The 19,252-nt window shown below is 65.1% G+C and carries 15 protein-coding genes; 4 read left to right on the plus strand and 11 right to left on the minus strand.

Annotated elements, in window-relative coordinates:
• On the minus strand, window positions 1-3,900 hold the full coding sequence (gene purL, locus JKP78_RS10435) for a phosphoribosylformylglycinamidine synthase (protein WP_186686083.1): 3,900 nt from the start codon (window positions 3,898-3,900) through the stop codon (window positions 1-3).
• Window positions 3,901-4,226: 326 nt separating this feature from the next.
• Here purL and mltF point away from each other — a divergent pair, with 326 nt between their 5' ends.
• Complete coding sequence (gene mltF, locus JKP78_RS10440) at window positions 4,227-5,684, plus strand: membrane-bound lytic murein transglycosylase MltF (RefSeq protein ID WP_170028478.1); 1,458 nt, start codon at window positions 4,227-4,229, stop codon at window positions 5,682-5,684.
• Window positions 5,685-5,774: 90 nt separating this feature from the next.
• Here mltF and tadA read toward each other — a convergent pair whose 3' ends face one another.
• From tadA to JKP78_RS10470, 6 genes are all read right to left on the minus strand, one after another.
• Window positions 5,775-6,254 carry a tRNA adenosine(34) deaminase TadA gene (tadA, locus tag JKP78_RS10445; protein WP_170028477.1) on the minus strand — a complete coding sequence of 160 codons (480 nt, stop codon included), beginning with the start codon at window positions 6,252-6,254 and terminating at the stop codon, window positions 5,775-5,777.
• A complete protein-coding gene (locus tag JKP78_RS10450) occupies window positions 6,254-7,636 on the minus strand; it encodes a multicopper oxidase family protein (protein WP_186686085.1) in 1,383 nt (460 codons plus the stop codon). The genes tadA and JKP78_RS10450 overlap by 1 nt, the downstream gene beginning before the upstream one ends.
• Before the next feature lie 89 nt (window positions 7,637-7,725).
• Window positions 7,726-9,198: a M48 family metallopeptidase gene (locus JKP78_RS10455; protein ID WP_200626754.1), complete on the minus strand. Its 1,473-nt coding sequence runs from the start codon at window positions 9,196-9,198 to the stop codon at window positions 7,726-7,728.
• Between the two features lie 31 nt (window positions 9,199-9,229).
• Window positions 9,230-9,895, minus strand: a complete 666-nt coding sequence (locus JKP78_RS10460; protein WP_186686087.1) for a hypothetical protein — start codon at window positions 9,893-9,895, stop codon at window positions 9,230-9,232.
• Window positions 9,888-10,553 carry a hypothetical protein gene (locus JKP78_RS10465; protein WP_325166789.1) on the minus strand — a complete coding sequence of 222 codons (666 nt, stop codon included), beginning with the start codon at window positions 10,551-10,553 and terminating at the stop codon, window positions 9,888-9,890. The genes JKP78_RS10460 and JKP78_RS10465 overlap by 8 nt, the downstream gene beginning before the upstream one ends.
• Window positions 10,550-10,996: a hypothetical protein gene (locus JKP78_RS10470; RefSeq protein WP_186686089.1), complete on the minus strand. Its 447-nt coding sequence runs from the start codon at window positions 10,994-10,996 to the stop codon at window positions 10,550-10,552. The genes JKP78_RS10465 and JKP78_RS10470 overlap by 4 nt, the downstream gene beginning before the upstream one ends.
• Before the next feature lie 176 nt (window positions 10,997-11,172).
• Here JKP78_RS10470 and JKP78_RS10475 point away from each other — a divergent pair, with 176 nt between their 5' ends.
• The gene (locus JKP78_RS10475) at window positions 11,173-12,117 is read left to right on the plus strand and encodes a helix-turn-helix transcriptional regulator (protein WP_200626635.1); all 945 of its coding nucleotides are present in this window, start codon (window positions 11,173-11,175) and stop codon (window positions 12,115-12,117) included.
• Between the two features lie 64 nt (window positions 12,118-12,181).
• Here JKP78_RS10475 and guaA read toward each other — a convergent pair whose 3' ends face one another.
• The 4 genes from guaA to JKP78_RS10495 form a co-directional block, all read right to left on the minus strand.
• Entirely contained in the window at window positions 12,182-13,759 is a 1,578-nt protein-coding gene (guaA, locus tag JKP78_RS10480; protein ID WP_170028471.1) for a glutamine-hydrolyzing GMP synthase, read from the minus strand.
• 78 nt (window positions 13,760-13,837) lie between these two features.
• Window positions 13,838-15,307: an IMP dehydrogenase gene (guaB, locus tag JKP78_RS10485; protein ID WP_085624113.1), complete on the minus strand. Its 1,470-nt coding sequence runs from the start codon at window positions 15,305-15,307 to the stop codon at window positions 13,838-13,840.
• A gap of 86 nt (window positions 15,308-15,393) precedes the next feature.
• Complete coding sequence (locus JKP78_RS10490; RefSeq protein ID WP_186686113.1) at window positions 15,394-15,951, minus strand: sugar ABC transporter ATPase; 558 nt, start codon at window positions 15,949-15,951, stop codon at window positions 15,394-15,396.
• A 50-nt stretch (window positions 15,952-16,001) separates the two neighbouring features.
• On the minus strand, window positions 16,002-16,757 hold the full coding sequence (locus tag JKP78_RS10495) for a sulfite exporter TauE/SafE family protein (protein ID WP_200626636.1): 756 nt from the start codon (window positions 16,755-16,757) through the stop codon (window positions 16,002-16,004).
• Window positions 16,758-16,854: 97 nt separating this feature from the next.
• Here JKP78_RS10495 and JKP78_RS10500 point away from each other — a divergent pair, with 97 nt between their 5' ends.
• Complete coding sequence (locus tag JKP78_RS10500) at window positions 16,855-17,733, plus strand: LysR family transcriptional regulator (RefSeq protein ID WP_186686118.1); 879 nt, start codon at window positions 16,855-16,857, stop codon at window positions 17,731-17,733.
• A 136-nt stretch (window positions 17,734-17,869) separates the two neighbouring features.
• On the plus strand, window positions 17,870-19,249 hold the full coding sequence (gene xseA / locus JKP78_RS10505) for an exodeoxyribonuclease VII large subunit (RefSeq protein WP_186686120.1): 1,380 nt from the start codon (window positions 17,870-17,872) through the stop codon (window positions 19,247-19,249).
• The last annotated feature ends 3 nt before the right edge of the window (window positions 19,250-19,252 follow it).

The following is a 19,252-nucleotide window of genomic DNA, read 5'->3' on the forward strand; positions in this document are numbered from 1 at the left end:
TTAGTTCACCCACACCCGGGCATTACGGAACATGCGCATCAGCGCGGCATCTTCCTGCCACTCGTCCGGGCGCCAGGAGTTCTGCACGGCGCGGAACACCCGCTCCGGGTGCGGCATCATGATGGTCACGCGGCCGTCGCGGCTGGTCAGGCCGGTGATACCACGCGGCGAGCCGTTCGGGTTGGCCGGATAGGCTTCGGTGACCTTGCCGTGGTTGTCGACGTAGCGCAGGGCCACGCAGCCGGACAGGTCCGCAGCCAGCAGGGCCTCTTCGCTGGCGAATTCGGCATGGCCTTCACCGTGGGCGATGGCGATCGGCATGCGCGAACCGGCCATGCCCTGCAGGAAGATCGAGTTGGACTTCTGCACCTCGACCATGGCCACACGCGCCTCGAACTGCTCCGAGCGGTTGCGCACGAAGTGCGGCCAGTGCTCGGTGCCCGGGATCAGCTCGTGCAGGTTGGACATCATCTGGCAACCGTTGCACACGCCCAGGGCAAAGCTGTCGGTACGCGCGAAGAAGGCCTGGAAGGCATCGCGGGCGCGGCTGTTGAACAGCGCCGACTTGGCCCAGCCTTCACCGGCACCCAGCACGTCGCCGTAAGAGAAGCCGCCGCAGGCGACCAGGCCCTTGAACGCCTCGAAGTCGACCCGGCCAGCGAGGATGTCGCTCATGTGCACGTCGATGGCAGCGAAACCGGCGCGGTCGAAGGCGGCAGCCATCTCGACCTGGCCGTTGACGCCCTGCTCGCGCAGGATCGCCACTTGCGGGCGAATGCCTTTCTTGATGTACGGTGCGGCGATGTCGTCGTTGACGTCGAAGCCCAGCTTGACCGACAGGCCCGGGTTGTCTTCCTCGAGCAGCAGGTCGAATTCCTGGTCGGCGCAGTCGGCGTTGTCGCGCAGGCGCTGGATCTGGTAGCTGGTTTCAGCCCACTGGCGCTGCAGCATGCGGCGGTCGTCGTCGAACAGCACTTCGCCGTTCAGGCTGATGGACACCTCACCGTTGTTGACCGGCTTGCCGATCACGGCAACGCATTCTTCGCCCAGGCCAGCGGCGCTGAACTGTGCCAGCACGTCCGGGGTGGCATCCTGGCGAACCTGGATGACCGCGCCCAGCTCTTCGTTGAAGAGGATGGCCGCCACGTCGGCCTTGCTGTCGGTCAGCGGGTCCAGGTGCAGGTCGAGGCCGCAGTGGCCGGCGAAAGCCATTTCCAGCACGGTGGTGATCAGGCCACCATCGGAACGGTCGTGGTAGGCCAGCAGGTGACCGTCGGCGTTCAGGCCCTGGATCACGGCGAAGAATGCCTTCAGGTCTTCGGCATCGTCGACGTCCGGAGCCTCGGCGCCGAGCTTGCCGTAGGTCTGGGCCAGGATCGAGGCGCCCATGCGGTTCTTGCCGCGGCCCAGGTCGATCAGGATCAGGTCGGTCTCGCCCTTGTCCATGCGCAGTTGCGGGGTCAGGGTGCTGCGGATGTCGACCACCGGGGCGAAGCCGCTGACGATCAGCGACATCGGCGCGGTGACGCTCTTCTCGACACCGTCCTCGCTCCACTTGGTCTTCATCGACATGGAGTCCTTGCCGACCGGAATGGTCAGGCCCAGCTCCGGGCACAGCTCCATGCCGACGGCCTTGACGGTGTCGTACAGGCGGGCATCTTCACCGGGGTGGCCGGCAGCGGACATCCAGTTGGCCGACAGCTTGATGTCGGAAAGTTTCTCGATACGCGCGCCGGCCAGGTTGGTCAGCACCTCGCCGATGGCCATGCGGCCCGACGCCGGGGCGTCCAGCAGGGCCAGCGGGGTACGTTCGCCCATGGCCATGGCTTCACCGGTGTAGACGTCGAAGCTGGTGGCGGTGACGGCGCAGTCGGCCACCGGTACCTGCCACGGGCCGACCATCTGGTCGCGGGCCACCAGGCCGGTGATGGTGCGGTCGCCGATGGTGATCAGGAAGCTCTTGCTGGCCACAGCCGGGTGGCTGAGCACGCGCTGTACGGCTGTGTCCAGGTCCAGCTGGCTCGGGTCGAAATCATCGCCCAGCTCGGCTTCGCGGGTAACCGAACGGTGCATGCGCGGCGGCTTGCCCAGCAGCACGTCCAGCGGCATGTCCACCGGGGTGTTGCCGAAGTGGCTGTCGGTAACGGTCAGGTGCGGTTCTGCAGTGGCTTCGCCGACTACCGCGAACGGGCAGCGCTCGCGCTCGCAGATGGCCTGGAAGCGCTCGAAGTCCTCGGCGCTGACGGCCAGCACGTAACGTTCCTGCGACTCGTTGCTCCAGATTTCGTGCGGGGCCATGCCCGGCTCGTCATTGGGCACGTTGCGCAGTTCGAAGCGGCCGCCACGGCCACCGTCGTTGACCAGCTCGGGGAAGGCGTTGGAGATACCGCCAGCGCCAACGTCATGGATGAAGGCGATCGGGTTCTTGTCGCCCAGCTGCCAGCAACGGTCGATGACCTCCTGGCAGCGGCGTTCCATTTCAGGGTTTTCGCGCTGTACCGAAGCGAAGTCGAGATCGGCCGAGCTGGCACCGGTGGCCACCGACGAAGCGGCACCGCCGCCCAGGCCGATCAGCATGGCCGGGCCACCGAGCACGATCAGCTTGGCGCCGACGGTGATCTCGCCCTTCTGAACGTGGTCTTCACGGATGTTGCCCATGCCGCCGGCGAGCATGATCGGCTTGTGGTAGCCGCGTACTTCTTCACCGCGCGGGGTGTTGATGGCCTGCTCGAAGGTACGGAAGTAGCCGGTCAGGGCCGGGCGACCGAATTCGTTGTTGAACGCGGCGCCACCCAGTGGGCCTTCGACCATGATGTCGAGGGCGTCGACAATGCGGCCGGGCTTGCCGTAGTTCTGCTCCCACGGCTGTTCGAAGCCCGGGATGCGCAGGTTGGACACGGTGAAACCGGTCAGGCCAGCCTTGGGCTTGGCACCACGGCCGGTGGCGCCTTCGTCGCGGATTTCGCCGCCCGAGCCGGTGGACGCACCGGAGAACGGCGCGATGGCGGTCGGGTGGTTGTGGGTTTCCACCTTCATCAGGATGTGCACCGGCTCCTGCACCGCGCCGTACTGGCGGGTTTCAGGGTTCGGGAAGAAGCGGCCGGCCACGTTGCCGACGATCACCGAGGCGTTGTCCTTGTACGCAGACAGCACGCCTTCGCTGTGCATCTGGTAGGTGTTCTTGATCATGCCGAACAGGCTTTTTTCCTGGGCCTGGCCGTCGATGTCCCAACTGGCGTTGAAGATCTTGTGGCGGCAGTGCTCGGAGTTGGCCTGGGCGAACATCATCAGTTCGATGTCGTTCGGGTTGCGCTTGAGGCCCTGGAAGGCGTTGACCAGGTAGTCGATCTCGTCTTCGGCCAGGGCCAAGCCCAGGTCGATGTTGGCCTTGGCCAGGGCGTCACGGCCGCCGGCCAGGATGTCCACCGAGGTCATCGGCTTGGGCTGGGCGTGGCTGAACATGTCAGCGGCCTGCTCCAGCTGGCCGAGCACGCGCTGGGTCATGCGGTCGTGCAGTTCGGCAGCGATCAGCTCGGCATCGGCGGCGCTCAGGTCGCCGGCGACGTAGTAGGCGATACCGCGCTCCAGGCGCTGGATGGCCTGCAGGCCGCAGTTGTGGGCGATGTCGCTGGCCTTGCTGGCCCACGGCGAAATGGTGCCCAGGCGCGGTACGACCAGGAACAGGCGGCCGCTCGGCTCCTGTACCGGCACGCTCGGGCCGTACTTGAGCAGACGGCCCAGCACCTGCTGCTGGTCGGCGGTCAGCTCGCCGTCAACATCGGCGAAGTGGGCGAATTCGGCATACAAACCAGTAACAGCGGGGACTTTCTGGCTCAGTTGCTCGAGTAATTTACCGTGGCGAAAGGCAGAAAGGGCAGGAGCGCCGCGCAGGATCAACATCGTCGGGACAGCCTCAGGAAGGGGTGTGCTTAGAGGCCGTGCATTCTAGCCTAATTCGAAGGGTTTCGGCACCCGCTCTAAGCCACGACTGCCGGGCGGTGGAACCGGACTTCGGGGTCAGATTTCCAGGGGGCCCGGCATGACAGATTCAGCGCCTGTGAGATCGAGCGCCGCACGCGCAGCTCGCGAAGCGCCGCGCGGGCGGCGCTCGATCTCACCGGCACTCCACATCTTCAGGCCGACACCCGCAGCACACAATGCGCTACCAGACAAGCTAACAGTTGTCGAGATATGGTTGGGCCAGTCCTTTGCGTATACTGCAACCTATGTTCGCCCACACTGCTTTGCGCCAGCGTTGCGCCAGATGGCTTTTCGCAACCGGACTCTTTCTGCTGCTCGGTGCCTGCGTTGAAAAACCCAGCACCCTCGAGCGCGTGAAGGAGGATGGCGTGCTGCGCGTGATCACCCGCAACAGCCCGGCCACCTACTTCCAGGACCGCAACGGCGAAACCGGCTTCGAGTATGAGCTGGTCCAGCACTTCGCCGACGATCTCGGCGTGAAGCTGCAGATCGAGACCGCCGACAACCTAGACGAACTGTACGACGCCCTCGGCAAGCCCTCCGGCCCGGTGCTGGCGGCGGCCGGCCTGGTCAGCAGCGAACGGCGCAAGGCCCAGGTCAGGTATTCCCACCCTTACCTGGACGTGACCCCCCAGGTCATCTACCGCAACGGCCGCCCCCGCCCTACCGACGCCAACGGCCTGATCGGCAAGAAGATCATGGTACTCAAGGGCAGCAGCCATGCCGACCAGCTGGCCGAGCTGAAAAAGCAGTATCCGGCCCTGGAATACGAAGAATCCGACGCCGTCGAGGTGGTCGACCTGCTGCGCATGGTCGACGAAGGGCAGATCGATCTGACCCTGGTCGACTCCAACGAGCTGGCAATGAACCAGGTGTACTTCCCCAACGTGCGGGTGGCCTTCGACCTGGGCGACACCCGCGACCAGCGCTGGGCAGTCGCCGCCGGCGAAGACAACAGCCTGCTCAACGAGATCAACGAATTCCTCGACAAGGCGCAGAAGAACGGCACCCTGCAGCGCCTGAAAGACCGCTACTACGGCCATGTCGATGTACTGGGCTATGTCGGCGCCTACACCTTCGCCCAGCACCTGCAGCAGCGCCTGCCCAAGTACGAGAAGCACTTCAAGAGCTACGCCAAGGTCGAGCAGGTGGACTGGCGCCTGCTCGCGGCCATCGGCTACCAGGAGTCGATGTGGCAGCCGGAAGTCACCTCCAAGACCGGCGTACGCGGCCTGATGATGCTGACCCAGCGCACCGCCCAGGCGATGGGCGTGTCCAACCGCCTGGACCCGAAGCAGAGCATCCAGGGCGGCGCTAAGTACTTCATGAAGATCAAGGAAGAACTCGACGACAGCATCCAGGAGCCGGACCGCACCTGGTTCGCCCTGGCCGCCTACAACGTCGGCACCGGCCACCTGGAAGACGCGCGCACCCTGGCCAAGCGCGAGAAGCTCAACCCGAACAAGTGGCTGGACGTGAAGAAGATGCTGCCGCGCCTGTCGCAGAAGCAGTGGTATCGGCAGACCAAGTACGGCTATGCCCGTGGCGGCGAACCGGTGCATTTCGTGGCCAACATCCGCCGTTACTACGACATTCTCACCTGGGTGACCCAGCCGCAGCTCGAAGGCCAGATGGCCGAGGGCAACCTGCATGTGCCGGGGGTGAACAAGGACAAGCCGGCGGAACAGTCGCCACCGATGTAGGCCTGTACTGGTCTTTTCGCGGGCGTGCCCGCTCCCACAGGTGCAGCCACAGGCCCCAACGAAGGGTATTCCTGTAGCGGCCGGTGCAGGTCAGCCCTTTGCCCGGCGCGCCCTGAAGAACTCAGTCAGGATCTGCCCGCACTCCTCGGCCAGCACCCCGCCCTCCACCATCACCCGGTGGTTGAGAAAACCCTGCCCGAAGAACTGCCCCTGGCTTTGCACGATCCCCGCCTTGGGTTCCAGCGCGCCATACACCACCCGCATGACCCGCGAATGCACGATCAGCCCTGCACACATGCTGCAGGGTTCCAGGGTCACGTACAGGGTGCTGCCAGGCAGGCGGTAATTGCTGGCCGACCTGGCCGCCGCCCTGATCGCCACCATCTCGGCATGCGCGCTGGGGTCACTGTCGATGATCGGCCGGTTGAAACCCTGGCCGATCACCTGGCCATGCTGTACCAGTACCGCGCCCACCGGCACTTCGCCCAGGGCCGCGCCCTCGGCGGCCAGGGCCAGGGCCAGGCGCATGAATTCCTGATCGCGGCTGCGGTCGATGATCTGCGGGCGCATCAGACCACCGCGATCGCGGCCATCAGGCCGGTTTCCATGTGGTCGATGACGTGGCAGTGGAACATCCAGGTGCCCGGGTTATCCGCCACCAGCGCCACCTGGGCGCGCTCGTTACGGCCCAGCAGGTAGGTGTCGGTGAACCACGGCTCCTTGATGTCGTGGCGGTTCGAGGCAATCACCTTGAAACTCATGCCATGCAGGTGGATCGGGTGCTGGTACTGGGTCATGTTCTTCAGCTCGAAGATGTAGCTCTTGCCCTTCTTCAACGTGGCGATCGGCCGGTCGGCGCAGGTCTTGTCGGTGATGTCCCAGGCCTGGCCGTTGATCTGCCACATGCTCGAGGGTTTGTCCTGGTCTGTGCTGACAGAAACCTTGGCCGCCCATTCGAAATTGAAGTTGAGCTTTTCGGCGTTCTCCAGATCCGGTTCGGCAATCGGGTTGGGCGGCAGCGCCGGCGGCCAGTCGCTTGGTGCATCGCTGCTGGGCAGCGAACGCAGCGTGCCCAGGCGGACAAAGCCGTCACGCAGGGAGATCTCCTCGCCTGCCTGGGGAATGCGGATGGCCAGGCAGATCCGCATGCCTGGGCCAAGCCAGTAGTCGTCGTCCAGCGGCCGTGGCGTCACCGGGTTGCCGTCCAGGGCATAGATCATTGCCTCACAATTGCCCTTGAGGTTGATGCGGTAGGTCCAGGTGTTGTCCAGGTTCAACAGGCGCACACGCACCACTTGCCCGGCCGGCAGCTCGGTGACCGAATCGGCCTGGCCATTGATGGTGATCAACCGCCCGGCGGTGCCGTTGCGCGCGGCCTCGCGGGGGATGCTGAACGGCAGCCAGGCGCCCTGCTCGTCCACGTGCCAGTTCTTCAGGCTCAGGGTACGTTCATGGCGGAACCCGGTGGGTTCGCGCTCCTCGACGATCAGCGGGCCGACCAGGCCGCGACCCAGCTCCTCGGAGCTGCTGACATGCGGGTGGTACCAGTAGCTGCCGGCATCCGGCACGCGGAACTTGTAGTCGAAGTACTCGCCCGGCTTGACCGGCAGCTGCGACACATAAGGCACGCCGTCCATTTCCAGCGGCAGGCGAATGCCGTGCCAATGGATGGTGGTTTCCACCGGCAGGTGGTTGATGAAGCGCACCCGCAGCCAGGTACCCTGGCGCACCCGCAGCTCGGTGCCCGGGGCCGAGGGGCCAAACGCCCAGGCCTCGGTCTTGAACCCCGGTACCAGCTCGACATCCAGCGGCGCGGCGATCAATTCGTAATCATGCCCGGCATTGTCGTCCTCGACCCGGCCCAGCCAGTAACGCGCCGCGCCACCGGCGCCCAGGCCAACCACAACCAGGCCGGTCAGGCCTTTGAGCATTTGTCGACGGGTGAAGGACATCGGTGCGGGTACCTCATGTTCTGCGCAATCAAGCTGCCAGCATGGCTGGCGATGAAGGGCGAATACGATACACCTGCAAATGGGAAAGATTAAGTGAAGTCTCTGGCAACCCCGCCCGCAGCCTTGCCATCGGCACTGCCATCGGGGGCCAGGCAAAGCTCGTTGAACCACCGCTGGTCATCGCTGGACGGCGCGCGCAAGGCCGCCTGCAGCAATTGCGGGTCGAGCAGGACGTTCAGGTTCTGCAAGCGCGTGGCGGTGTCGGGGTGGGTATCGAACGGATGGGTAATGGTCAGCGCCAGCGCCTCTTCACCCAGTTGCAACGGGGCGCGTTGCAAGTGCAACGCCAACGCCTGCGGCAGGCCTTCGCCACCGCGAGCATGCAGTAACCCATCGATCACCCGGCCCAGGGCAATCGCCCGCAGCAACGCCTGGATGAACAGCTTCGGCCCACCGACCTCGGCACCCGCCCGGTCGGCCAGCAATTCCTGCGCCCGCCCCCAATGGTGCACCGCAACCTGGAAGTGATGCAGGAACTGCCCGGCCATCCACAGGATCGGGCGCACCGCCCAAGGCGGGGCGCTGTCGGCGCCGAGCATGGCCTGATAGTGCGCATACATCAGGCTGAAACGCGCGCAGATCTCACTCCCTCGCTCAGTGTCACGGCGGCGGAAATGGCCCAGCTCATGGCCGATCAGCGCAGCCGCCTCCGCCTGGCTCATGGCCGTCAGGCAAGGCAGCGGCAGATACAGGGTCCGCCCGCTGAGCTGGCTGCCGCTGGGCTGCAGCACGACAGGCACGCTGGTGACGAAAAAGCCTTGATCAAGCCCGACCACGATATGGTCGGGCACAGGCGCATGCAGTTGCGCAGCCAGGCCCTCGACCCAGCGCCACAGCGCTGGCGCCGCCTGCCTGTGGAGTGGCCGGCCAAGAAAGCTCGCACTCGGCGCGCCCATGCCCGGCCACTGTTGGCGCAAGCGCCAGAGGGTGCGCATGCAGACGAAGAGCACAGACGTCAGCGGCAGCACCACGATCAGAACGGTCAGGCCGCCCTGCGCGGCTTGGCTCAGCCCGAGGCTGGTCTCATAGAGCAATGACAGGCTCAGCGAGCCGGCGAGCAGGACCAGGTAGGCACTCAGCCAGCGGCCCAGCACCAGCCAGTTGGCGGTCATGTGGCCGTGCAGGTACTGCGCTGAGCGTAGCGCTCGCCAGGCGTCGATCCTCAGCCTGAGCCAGGCGCCGATACCGGTGAACAAAGCCCCCAGTGCCAACCAGCCGCTGAGGCTGGCCATCCATTTACGCACGCCCAGCCAGTGACGGTCGGCGTCGAGCACGGCTAACTGCGCCTGCAGCGCTTCGCGCCTGTCGAGGCGCCCGTTGAGCTGCTTGCGCGCGGCCCAAGGCAGGCTTTGCAGCAAGGCATCGCTGGGTGCAGCCAGCCATTGGCGGATGATCCGTGCCTGCTCCTGCGCCGTGTCGGCGCGCCAATGTTGCAGCTGCCCCCAGCCGAACAGCGCCAGTGGCAGCAACAGCAGGGCCAGGCCCCAACCCAGGCGCCTCATCGCCAGCACACGCCGCTAGTCCCGACCCGGCTCATCTGGCCGTTTCGCCCAGGCGCGCCACGCCCGGAAACAGCTGCGCCAAGCTCCGCCTGGCCTGGGCCGCCTGCACATAGGCATAAAGCAAATCCACCAGTTCCTGCAGGCTCAGGCGGCGCCCGCCCACCACGGGCGTGCACAACCACAGCCTGACCCGCAAGCCGCCCGCGATGGCCACCGCGTCAGGCGAGGCCAATGCCTTGAAACAGGCCGGCGCCAGGGCGGGCGCGTGGCTGAACGCCGACACGGTAAAGATCAGCCGGGTGGTGAAATAACCCTGCTCGACCTCGAAGCCGTCAAAGTCATGCAGGGGTGTCGGTGCCTGTGCGTTGGCAAAGCACAGCGTATCGGGCGTCACGCTCAGCACCCGCTTGCCGTGCCGGCGGTAGAGCACGGCGGCGCAGGCCAGCGCCGCCACCCCGGCACCGACCAAGGCGAGGCCGAAACCAGCCAGCAGCCAGATGGCACCGCGGCTGGCATTGGCACTGAACTGCACCGCCAGGGCGACCAGCCAGGCCCCCAGTCCGCCGAGCAACAGGCCAATCACGGCGCAGGCCAGCGCCTTGCCGAGCGAGTGTTCCAGCAGTTCGAAGCTGTCGGTGGGGCCGTCGGCCTGCGCCTGCAGGTACGTCAGGTGAGCTTCGCGTTCGTCGTTATCCATCAGCCTGCAGCAGCTCCAGTTGCCGTTGTGCATGTGCCGCATCGCGATAGGCCGCCAGCACCGCAAGCACTTCCTCGTTGTCCAGCTTGCGCCCGTTGCTGGCCAGGCCTGCGGACATGATGCGGATCTGCGGGCGCGGTTTTTTCAGCACCATGGCCTGGTTGCCGAAGAACTGCAGTTTCACCACATGATGCTTCGGCAGGGCGGCTTCGCTGCTCATCTCCAGCGTCTGCACCGTGACCAGCCCTTCATCCTTGACCGAAACATCTTCCACTTCCGCCAGGTCTACCGGCGCATCCAGCGTATCGACGAACAACTGCCGGCGGGTCAGGCGCATGAATACCTGGGTGCCGGCATTGCGGTGTTGCCAGGTTACCGCTGCAGCAATCAGGGTGATGAAGACCCCCGCTGCCACCGCCCCCAAGCGCTCTGGGTTGAAGGTGACGGCCGTGATAATCAGGGCCCCCAGCAACAGTATCGGCCCCCACACCCGGTAACGTCGGGAGTTGGTGAACTCGCTCTGCTCGGGCACGCGCTCGATCACTTGCTTGAGCTCGGCGATCACCCGGTCGCGCTGGGCGGCACGGCTATGCTCGTAGTCCTGGCCGAGCGAACCGGACAGGTCAGACATCGGGTCGGTGAATTCGCCCATGGTCATTGCCCCTCCTGGTTCTGTGCCGCCAGGTAATCGGTAAGGAATGCCTGCGCATTACCCTGCTGCGACAGCTCTTGCGAATAGCCGACTTGCAGCGCTTGCGCCTCGCCCGGCAGGTAGAGTTCGCCACCCCAGCTGCCCTGGACGATCAGCACGACGAATTTCTTGCCATCCACGGTGGTGGAATAACGGGTATCCCGGCTGGTCTTCTCCACCTGCATTTTCTGAATGCGCATGTTCCAGTCGTGGTCGACGCCTTCAACCTGTACCAGCGCCTCGTTGGCGGCGCGTTCACCAATGCGCAGCGTCCATACCTTGGCCCCTTGCGTGCTCGTGTAAGCCACTACCTGGTCGGCCACTTGCGGCCGTTGTTCAGCGTGAGCCTGGCCCAGCCACAGGGTGAGCGAAGCCACCAGCAGGGCTGCGAATTTGCGATAAGCGAGCATGTCTTTTCATCCTGAATTGGAACAAACGCACATTGAAATAAGCCTTGTCCGCGCTGCCAACCCCGCTGACCGGTTCGCACAACAGACAACGCCTTGCGCACAATGGCTGTCGCTGAATATGTGCACGCGTTACCATTTGCGGCCATGCCGCCCTCAGCCAAGGATGCGAAGCGCACATGCGATCGAACAGCCCTTACCTCGACACCGCCTTTTCCTTCGACAGCCCCGGCTCACTTGCCGAGGCCGGGGTGCTGGATGCACGCAGCGCGCGGGTGATGGGCAGCGCGACCGGCCATTATCAGGCGCAGACGGTGCATGGCGGGTTGCAGTACTTCGACTGCAACCTGCAGTTCCCCGAACCGCTGAGGATCGACAAGGTGCTGCCACAAAGCCTGTGTTTCGTGCAGGTTTTCGACGGCGCGTGGCAGCACAAGATCGACGGCCAGCTCAACAGCTATGCCCCTGGCCGGTTGCACATGCTGTGCCTGGGTGAAAGCCTGGAAGCGCAGGACCAGTTACCCGCCAACAGCCACGCCCGCATGGCCGGGGTCCGTCTTGCTGGTGATTACCTGGTCGAACTGGTCCGCGACGACCTGCAGCTCAAGCCATTGCTGGCGCTGTCCGCGGATGGCATGCGTTTCGACCAGTTGCCGCAGTGGCCAACGGTCAGTCGCCTGTTCCAGCAGCTGTATCTGTCGCCCTACACCGGCGGGCTCCGGCGCCTGCATTGCGAAAGCTTGAGCCTGGCCATCGTGCTGGAGCTGGCCAACCAGCTCATCGGCCACCGGTTCAGCGGAAAAACCCGGGACCGGGGTTGGCGCGACCTGGCCATCGAAGCGCGCCGCCAGCTCGATGCCAACCTGAGCGCCGCACCGACGGCTGCAACCCTGGCCCGCCAGCTGGGCGTGAGCGAGACCACCTTGCGCCGCGCATTCAGCCAGGAATTTGGCCGCTCGATCCTGCAATACGTGCGGCAACAGCGCCTGGAACTGGCCCGTGCCCTGCTGCTGGAACGTCGCTGGCAGGTTTCGCAAATTGCCTATCACGTCGGCTACGCCAACCCGGCTAACTTCTGCCATGCCTACAAGGCGTATTTCGGGCATCCGCCCGGGGCCGAGTAGGTTTGCCGGATAAAACAAAACGGGCCTGCAATGCAGGCCCGTTTCGTTCAACCGCGAGGCGGGATCATTCCCACTCGATGGTCGCCGGCGGCTTGCTCGACACGTCGTAGGTCACGCGCGAGATACCGTCGATTTCGTTGATGATACGGCCGCTGACGGTTTCCAGCAGCTCGTATGGCAGGTGCGCCCAGCGCGCGGTCATGAAGTCCACGGTTTCGACGGCACGCAGGGCCACGACCCAGGCGTAGCGACGGCCATCGCCGACGACACCCACCGACTTGACCGGCTGGAACACCACGAAGGCCTGGCTGGTCTTGTGGTACCAGTCGGCCTTGCGCAGCTCTTCGATGAAGATGTGGTCAGCGCGACGCAGGATGTCGGCGTATTCCTTCTTCACTTCACCGAGGATACGCACGCCCAGGCCCGGGCCCGGGAACGGGTGGCGGTAGACCATGTCGTACGGCAGGCCCAGCTCCAGGCCGATCTTGCGCACTTCGTCCTTGAACAGTTCACGCAGGGGCTCGACCAGCTTGAGGTTCATTTCCTCTGGCAGGCCACCCACGTTGTGGTGCGACTTGATCACGTGGGCCTTGCCGCTCTTGGCGCCAGCCGACTCGATCACGTCCGGGTAGATGGTGCCCTGGGCCAGGAACTGGATGTTTTCCAGCTTGCTGGCTTCGGCGTCGAACACGTCGATGAAGGTGCGACCGATGATCTTGCGCTTCTTCTCCGGGTCGGCTTCGCCGGCCAGGTTGTCGAGGAACTGCTTTTCAGCGTCGGCGCGGATCACCTTGACGCCCATGTTCTCCTTGAACATGGCCATCACCTGGTCGCCTTCGTGCAGGCGCAGCAGGCCGTTGTCGACGAATACGCAGGTCAGCTGGTCGCCGATGGCGCGGTGCAGCAGTGCGGCAACCACCGAGCTGTCGACACCGCCGGACAGGCCCAGCAGGACGTTGGCCGAACCGACTTGCTCACGTACCTGGGCGATGGCGTCTTCAACGATGTTGGAAGGCGTCCACAGGGCTTCGCAGCCGCAGATGTCCTGCACGAAACGGGACAGGATACGACCGCCCTGCTTGGTGTGGGTCACTTCCGGGTGGAACTGCACGCCGTAGTAGCCACGCGCGTCGTCGAACATGCCGGCGATCGGGCAGCTCGGGGTGCTGGCCAGCACGTGGAAGTTGCTCGGCATCTGGGTGACCTTGTCGCCGTGGCTCATCCACACGTCCAGGCCCAGCAGGCCGTCGGCGTCGATGTGGTCCTCGATGCCATCGAGCAGGCGGCTCTTGCCGACCACGTCCACGCGGGCATAACCGAATTCACGCAGGTCGGAACCTTCGACCTTGCCGCCCATCTGCTCGGCCATGGTCTGCATGCCGTAGCAGATGCCCAGCACCGGTACGTTGAGGTCGAACACCGCCTGCGGGGCACGTGGGCTGTTGGCTTCGTGGACCGACTCGGGGCCGCCGGCGAGGATGATGCCGCGCGGGTTGAATGCACGGATCGCTTCATCGTCCATGTCGAACGGGTGCAGTTCGCAGTACACGCCGATCTCGCGCACGCGGCGGGCGATCAGCTGGGTGTACTGGGAACCGAAATCGAGGATCAGGATGCGGTGAGCGTGAATGTCGAGGGCCATGACTCAATCTCGTCAGTGGAAATCGGAAACGACGCGGGGCTGTCGTGACAGCCCCGCTAACAGGTATTGCCGGAAGCCTCAGCCTACGCGGTAGTTAGGGGCTTCTTTGGTGATCTGCACGTCATGCACGTGGGACTCGGCCATGCCGGCACCGGTGATGCGCACGAACTCCGGCTTGGTACGCATCTCTTCGATGGTCGCGCTGCCGGTGTAGCCCATGGACGAACGCAGGCCGCCCATCAGCTGGTGGATGATCGCCGCCAGGGCACCCTTGTAGGGAACGCGGCCTTCGATGCCTTCCGGTACCAGCTTCTCGGCACCGGCCGAGGAGTCCTGGAAGTAGCGGTCGGACGAGCCTTGCGCCTGTGCCATGGCACCCAGCGAGCCCATGCCGCGATAGGCCTTGTAGGAACGGCCCTGGAACAGTTCGACTTCACCCGGGGCCTCTTCGGTACCGGCGAACATCGAACCCATCATCACGCAGGAAGCACCGGCGACGATGGCCTTGGACAGGTCACCGGAGAAACGGATGCCGCCATCGGCGATCAGCGGCACGCCAGTGCCTTCCAGTGCTGCGGCAACGTTGGCGATGGCGCTGATTTGCGGCACGCCGACACCGGCAACGATACGGGTGGTGCAGATCGAGCCTGGGCCGATACCGACCTTGACGGCATCGGCACCGGCTTCGGCCAGGGCCTTGGCCGCAGCGCCGGTGGCGATGTTGCCGCCGATCACCTGCACTTGCGGGTAGTTCTCCTTCACCCAGCGAACGCGGTCGATAACGCCTTTGGAGTGGCCGTGGGCAGTGTCGACAACCACCACGTCAACGCCAGCGGCAACCAGGGCGGCAACGCGCTCGCCGGTGTCCTTGCCGGTACCGACGGCGGCGCCGACGCGCAGGCGACCCTGGTCATCCTTGCTGGCCAGCGGGTAGGCCTTGGCCTTTTCGATGTCCTTGACGGTCATCATGCCCTTGAGGTTGAACTTGTCGTCGACGATCAGGACTTTTTCCAGGCGGTGCTTGTGCAGCAGCTCGCGGACTTCGTTCTTGTCGGCGCCTTCGCGGACAGTGACCAGACGCTCTTTCGGGGTCATCACGTCGCGCACCTTGGCGTCCAGGCGGCTTTCGAAGCGCACGTCACGGGAGGTGACGATACCGACCAGGTCGCCATTGGCCAGCACCGGAACACCAGAGATGTTGTTCAGGCGGGTCAGGTCGAACAGGTCGCGCACGGTGGCGTCGGCGTCGATGGTGATCGGGTCCTTGACCACGCCAGCCTCGAACTTCTTGACCTTGCGGACTTCGCTGGCCTGCTGTTCGATGGTCATGTTCTTGTGGATGATGCCGATACCGCCTTCCTGGGCCATGGCAATGGCCAGGCGCGCTTCGGTCACGGTATCCATGGCGGCGGAAACCAGCGGAATGTTCAGCTCGATGCCACGGGTCAAACGGGTCTTGAGACTGACTTCATTGGGCAGTACCTCGGAATAGCCAGGTACAAGGAGGATATCGTCGAAGGTCAGGGCTTCTTGGCTGATACGCAGCATCGCGGGGGCTCCCGGGCGGGAAAAATGGAAGCGCGCCATTATACTCATGCACGGCGCGCCGCTCAATGCAAAATAAGGGCCTTCGGTCAGCCTTGTGGCAGTTTTACCTGTACCACCGCCACCGGCTGGTCGAGCCAGTCGGCGAAGCTGTCGAGAAAGGCCGGGGTGAACCCGGCCTCGCCCCAGTTGTTGAAGATGAACCCCAGGTTGGAAAAGGCACATGGCTGCAGAAAAATGAAGCCGTTGATGTCGTCTTCGAAGCCGCACAGCGGGCAGGTGAAGTTGTCGCTCACCGCCGGCATCCATTCCTCCAGGCTTTCGAACAGCGGCTCGCCCACCTCGCGCCGGCATTCCGGGCAACCGGCTTCTTCGAGGAAACCTTCGGTGGGCGTATAGATGCAGCGCTTGAGCATCACTTCCAGGCCGTTGACCGGCTCGCCGAAGGGCAGTCTTTCCGGGTGCAGGGCCACTTTGCGGGCACCTTCGGCCAAGGCATGGCCCATGCGGTTGCCGGTGCGACCACAGGTGGTCAGTTGCTCCTCGACGATCTTTTCGCGCACCAGCCAGCGCAGGATGGCGCGAGCCCGGGCTTCGTGCACCGGGACCGTGGACAGTTTGGGAACGATGATGCTTTGGGTGTTCATGAACGGGGCAAGCCTGAAAACTGCGGTTGTGCTGCAATTCTACCGCCTGCTCAGGTACTCAGGTAGCGACCGATCAGCGCCAGGCCGCTGGCCAGCACCAGCCAGGTGACCAGGCGCACGAAGGCTTCACGGGACAGGCGGTGGGTCAGCCTGCGCCCGGCCCAGAGCCCGGCGCCCATCACCGGCAGCAGGCAGGCGGCGAGTAGCAGCAGGCTCTGGTCGGCATACACGCCGGCGACCAGGAACAGCGTCAGGCGCACCAGCGTACTGCAGCTGATCAACGCGCTCTGGGTGGCGCGGACCTGTTCCTTTGCCTCCAGCCGCGCACTCAGGTACAGCGCGTAAAGGAAGCCACCGCTGCCGAACAAGGCGCCGAACATTCCGCCCGCCGTGCCCATCGGTGCCGCCCACACGCCGGACAGGCTCGCCGGCCGCACCTTCACCGCCAGCTCGTACAGGGCATAGGCGGTCACGAACAGCCCCATCAGCAGCAGTAGCAGGTCGGACTTCAACTGCAACAGGAACACCACGCCCAGCGTGCAACCGATGGCCATGAACGGCAGCAACCGCAGCAGCTCGCCGCGCACCACGTCGCGGCGCGAGGGCAGCAGGTTGCCGAAGGCGGCGACGAAGTCGAGCAGCACCAGCAACGGGATGATCCGCGACAACGGCATGAAGTGGATGAGGATCGGCCCGGCCACCAGCGCGGTGCCGAACCCGGCAATGCCGAACACGATGTAGGCGGCGCCTACACCCAGCAGGACGGGTAGCCAGTCGAGGCCGGAAAACGACAATTGAGCGAGCATGGCAGCGGTTCCGAGGAATACAGGCAAAGGTTAGCCAGCGACGAGTCATGCCGACTAATATGCCTTTGTTGCCACACCCATCTCGAAAAGGCATGACATGACGTCGATCCGCCAGTTGCGTTACTTCGTGGAAATCGCCGAATGCGGCAGCTTCAGTGCCGCGGCCGAGCGGTTGTACATCGCCCAGTCGGCACTGAGCCGGCAAATCAAGGAGCTGGAACAGCAATTGGCCACTCCGCTGTTCGAGCGCACGGCACGTCTGCCGCGCCTGACATTGGCTGGCCAGGTTTTCCTGCAACGGGCGCGCCGGCTGCTGGCGGAACTGGCGCAGGCCGAGCGGGTAACCCGCGACATTGGCGAGGGGCGGCAAGGCAGCCTGCGCCTGAACCACTCCAGTACGGTGCCGCTGAGCGGCCTGCTGCTGGCTCGCCTGGGCAGCTACCTGAGCGGCAACCCGGGCATTTCGCTGGAGATCGCCCAGCAATCGTCGGAGGCACAGCTGGAGGATATCGCCGCGGGGCGGCTGGATGTTGGCCTGCTGCGCTTGCCAGTACTGCGCCAGCATGAAGGGGTGATGCTGCAGGCACTGTTCAGTGAGCCCCTGCTGCTGGCGGTCGCCGCCGGGCATCCCCTGGCCAGCGCGGTACAGGTGCAGCTGGAGCAGTTGCGCGAGGAGCGTTTCATTTCCATCCCGCATCGGGACCGTGGCGGGCTGAGCTACCTGGCGGCCTCGTTGTGCATGGCGGCAGGTTTCTTTCCGCAGGCGGCGCAGGTGCTGTCGCGCAAGACCACGCAGTTGCAGTTGATACAGGCGGGCTTCGGCGTGGCGTTGTTGCCGGAATGCATGCGTGAGATTGCACCGGCTTCGGTCAGCTTCGTGGCGCTGGCGGGGGAATGTGAGAGTACCGTGGCGCTGGCCTGCCGGCGTGATGCAGGGCCGCTGGTGCGCCAGTTCGTGACGGCGATGCAGGCCTGAACGGCCCCATCGCCGGCAAGCCGGCCGCCACAGCGACAGCATGGCGCCCAAGCCAGCGCGATAGCGGTAGGAGCCGGCTTGCCGGCGATAGGGCCGGGACAGACAACCGGGGCCGATGTCCTTTATGATGCCCGGCATGATCAGAGACCCTTTCGAACGACTCGGCCTGGACCGCGAGGTCCTCACCGTCAGCCAACTCAACGGCCGCGCTCGCGTGCTGCTGGAAGACGTGTTCCGCAGCGTGTGGGTGGAAGGCGAGATTTCCAACCTCGCCCGCCCGGCGTCCGGCCACATGTACTTCACCCTCAAGGACAGCGGCGCGCAAGTGCGCTGCGCGCTGTTCCGGCAAAACGCCACGCGGGTGCGCCAGGCCCTGCGCGATGGCCTGGCGGTGCGGGTACGTGGCAAGGTGTCGTTGTTCGAGGGGCGTGGCGATTACCAACTGATCCTCGATACCGTCGAGCCGGCCGGTGACGGCGCCTTGCGCCTGGCCTTCGAGGCGCTGAAGGAAAAGCTCGGCGCCGAAGGGCTGTTCAGCGCCGAACGCAAGCGACCGCTGCCCGCCCACCCGCAGCGCATCGGCATCATCACCTCGCCCACCGGCGCAGTGATCCGCGACATCATCAGCGTGTTCGGCCGCCGCGCCCCGCAAGTGGAACTGAACCTGATCCCCACCGCCGTGCAGGGTCGCGAAGCGATTGCCCAGATCGTGCGCGCCATCCGCCTGGCCGACAGCCTCGGTTTCGATGCACTGATCCTGGCCCGGGGCGGCGGCTCGCTGGAAGACTTGTGGTGCTTCAACGAAGAAGCCGTGGCGCGCGCCGTGGCGGCCTGCGTCACGCCGATCGTCAGCGCCGTGGGCCATGAAACCGATGTCTCGATCAGCGATTTCGTCGCTGACGTGCGCGCCCCCACGCCGTCGGCCGCCGCCGAGCTGCTGGCACCCGACAACAGCGGCCTGCAGCAACGCCTGGATGGCCTGCAACGGCGCCTGTTGCTACGCATGCAGAACCGCCTGAGCCACGACCGCCTGCGCCTCGAATCGCTGACCCGGCGCTTGCGTCACCCGGGCGAGCGCCTGCGCCAGCAGGCGCAGCGCCTGGATGACCTGGACATGCGTCTGCGCCGGGCATTCATGCTCAGCCTCAACCAGCGCCACGAACGCCTGGCACGGCTGGATACCCGCCTGGCTGCGCAGCACCCCGGTCGCACCCTGAAACTGCTGGGCCAGCGCCTGGACAGCCTGGCCGAACGCCTGCCACGGGCCATGCGCGAGGTGCTCAAGGACCGTCGTCAGCGCTTCCAGGCCCAACTGCAGACGCTGCAGGTGGTCAGCCCCCTGGCCACGCTTGCCCGCGGCTACAGCATTCTGCTGGACGAGCAGGGCCAGGCTATCCGCAGCGCCGGACAAACCCGCAATGGCCAGCGCCTGACCGCGCGCCTGAACGAAGGCGAGCTGTTGGTGCGGGTCGAAGACAACCACCTGACCCCGGTCACCCTCTCACTTCTGGACTGACAC

The sequence above is a fragment of the Pseudomonas sp. LAM2023 genome (assembly GCF_016620375.1).
GTDB classification, from domain to species: domain Bacteria; phylum Pseudomonadota; class Gammaproteobacteria; order Pseudomonadales; family Pseudomonadaceae; genus Aquipseudomonas; species Aquipseudomonas anuradhapurensis.

Excerpts from the sequence above, each read along its gene's own strand:
- purL (WP_186686083.1), bottom strand. The coding sequence starts at position 3,900 with ATGTTGATCCTGCGCGGCGCTCCTGCCCTTTCTGCCTTTCGCCACGGT.
- mltF (WP_170028478.1), top strand. The coding sequence starts at position 4,227 with ATGTTCGCCCACACTGCTTTGCGCCAGCGTTGCGCCAGATGGCTTTTC.
- tadA (WP_170028477.1), bottom strand. The coding sequence starts at position 6,254 with ATGCGCCCGCAGATCATCGACCGCAGCCGCGATCAGGAATTCATGCGC.
- JKP78_RS10450 (WP_186686085.1), bottom strand. The coding sequence starts at position 7,636 with ATGTCCTTCACCCGTCGACAAATGCTCAAAGGCCTGACCGGCCTGGTT.
- JKP78_RS10455 (WP_200626754.1), bottom strand. The coding sequence starts at position 9,198 with ATGAGGCGCCTGGGTTGGGGCCTGGCCCTGCTGTTGCTGCCACTGGCG.
- JKP78_RS10460 (WP_186686087.1), bottom strand. The coding sequence starts at position 9,895 with ATGGATAACGACGAACGCGAAGCTCACCTGACGTACCTGCAGGCGCAG.
- JKP78_RS10465 (WP_325166789.1), bottom strand. The coding sequence starts at position 10,553 with ATGACCATGGGCGAATTCACCGACCCGATGTCTGACCTGTCCGGTTCG.
- JKP78_RS10470 (WP_186686089.1), bottom strand. The coding sequence starts at position 10,996 with ATGCTCGCTTATCGCAAATTCGCAGCCCTGCTGGTGGCTTCGCTCACC.
- JKP78_RS10475 (WP_200626635.1), top strand. The coding sequence starts at position 11,173 with ATGCGATCGAACAGCCCTTACCTCGACACCGCCTTTTCCTTCGACAGC.
- guaA (WP_170028471.1), bottom strand. The coding sequence starts at position 13,759 with ATGGCCCTCGACATTCACGCTCACCGCATCCTGATCCTCGATTTCGGT.
- guaB (WP_085624113.1), bottom strand. The coding sequence starts at position 15,307 with ATGCTGCGTATCAGCCAAGAAGCCCTGACCTTCGACGATATCCTCCTT.
- JKP78_RS10490 (WP_186686113.1), bottom strand. The coding sequence starts at position 15,951 with ATGAACACCCAAAGCATCATCGTTCCCAAACTGTCCACGGTCCCGGTG.
- JKP78_RS10495 (WP_200626636.1), bottom strand. The coding sequence starts at position 16,757 with ATGCTCGCTCAATTGTCGTTTTCCGGCCTCGACTGGCTACCCGTCCTG.
- JKP78_RS10500 (WP_186686118.1), top strand. The coding sequence starts at position 16,855 with ATGACGTCGATCCGCCAGTTGCGTTACTTCGTGGAAATCGCCGAATGC.
- xseA (WP_186686120.1), top strand. The coding sequence starts at position 17,870 with ATGATCAGAGACCCTTTCGAACGACTCGGCCTGGACCGCGAGGTCCTC.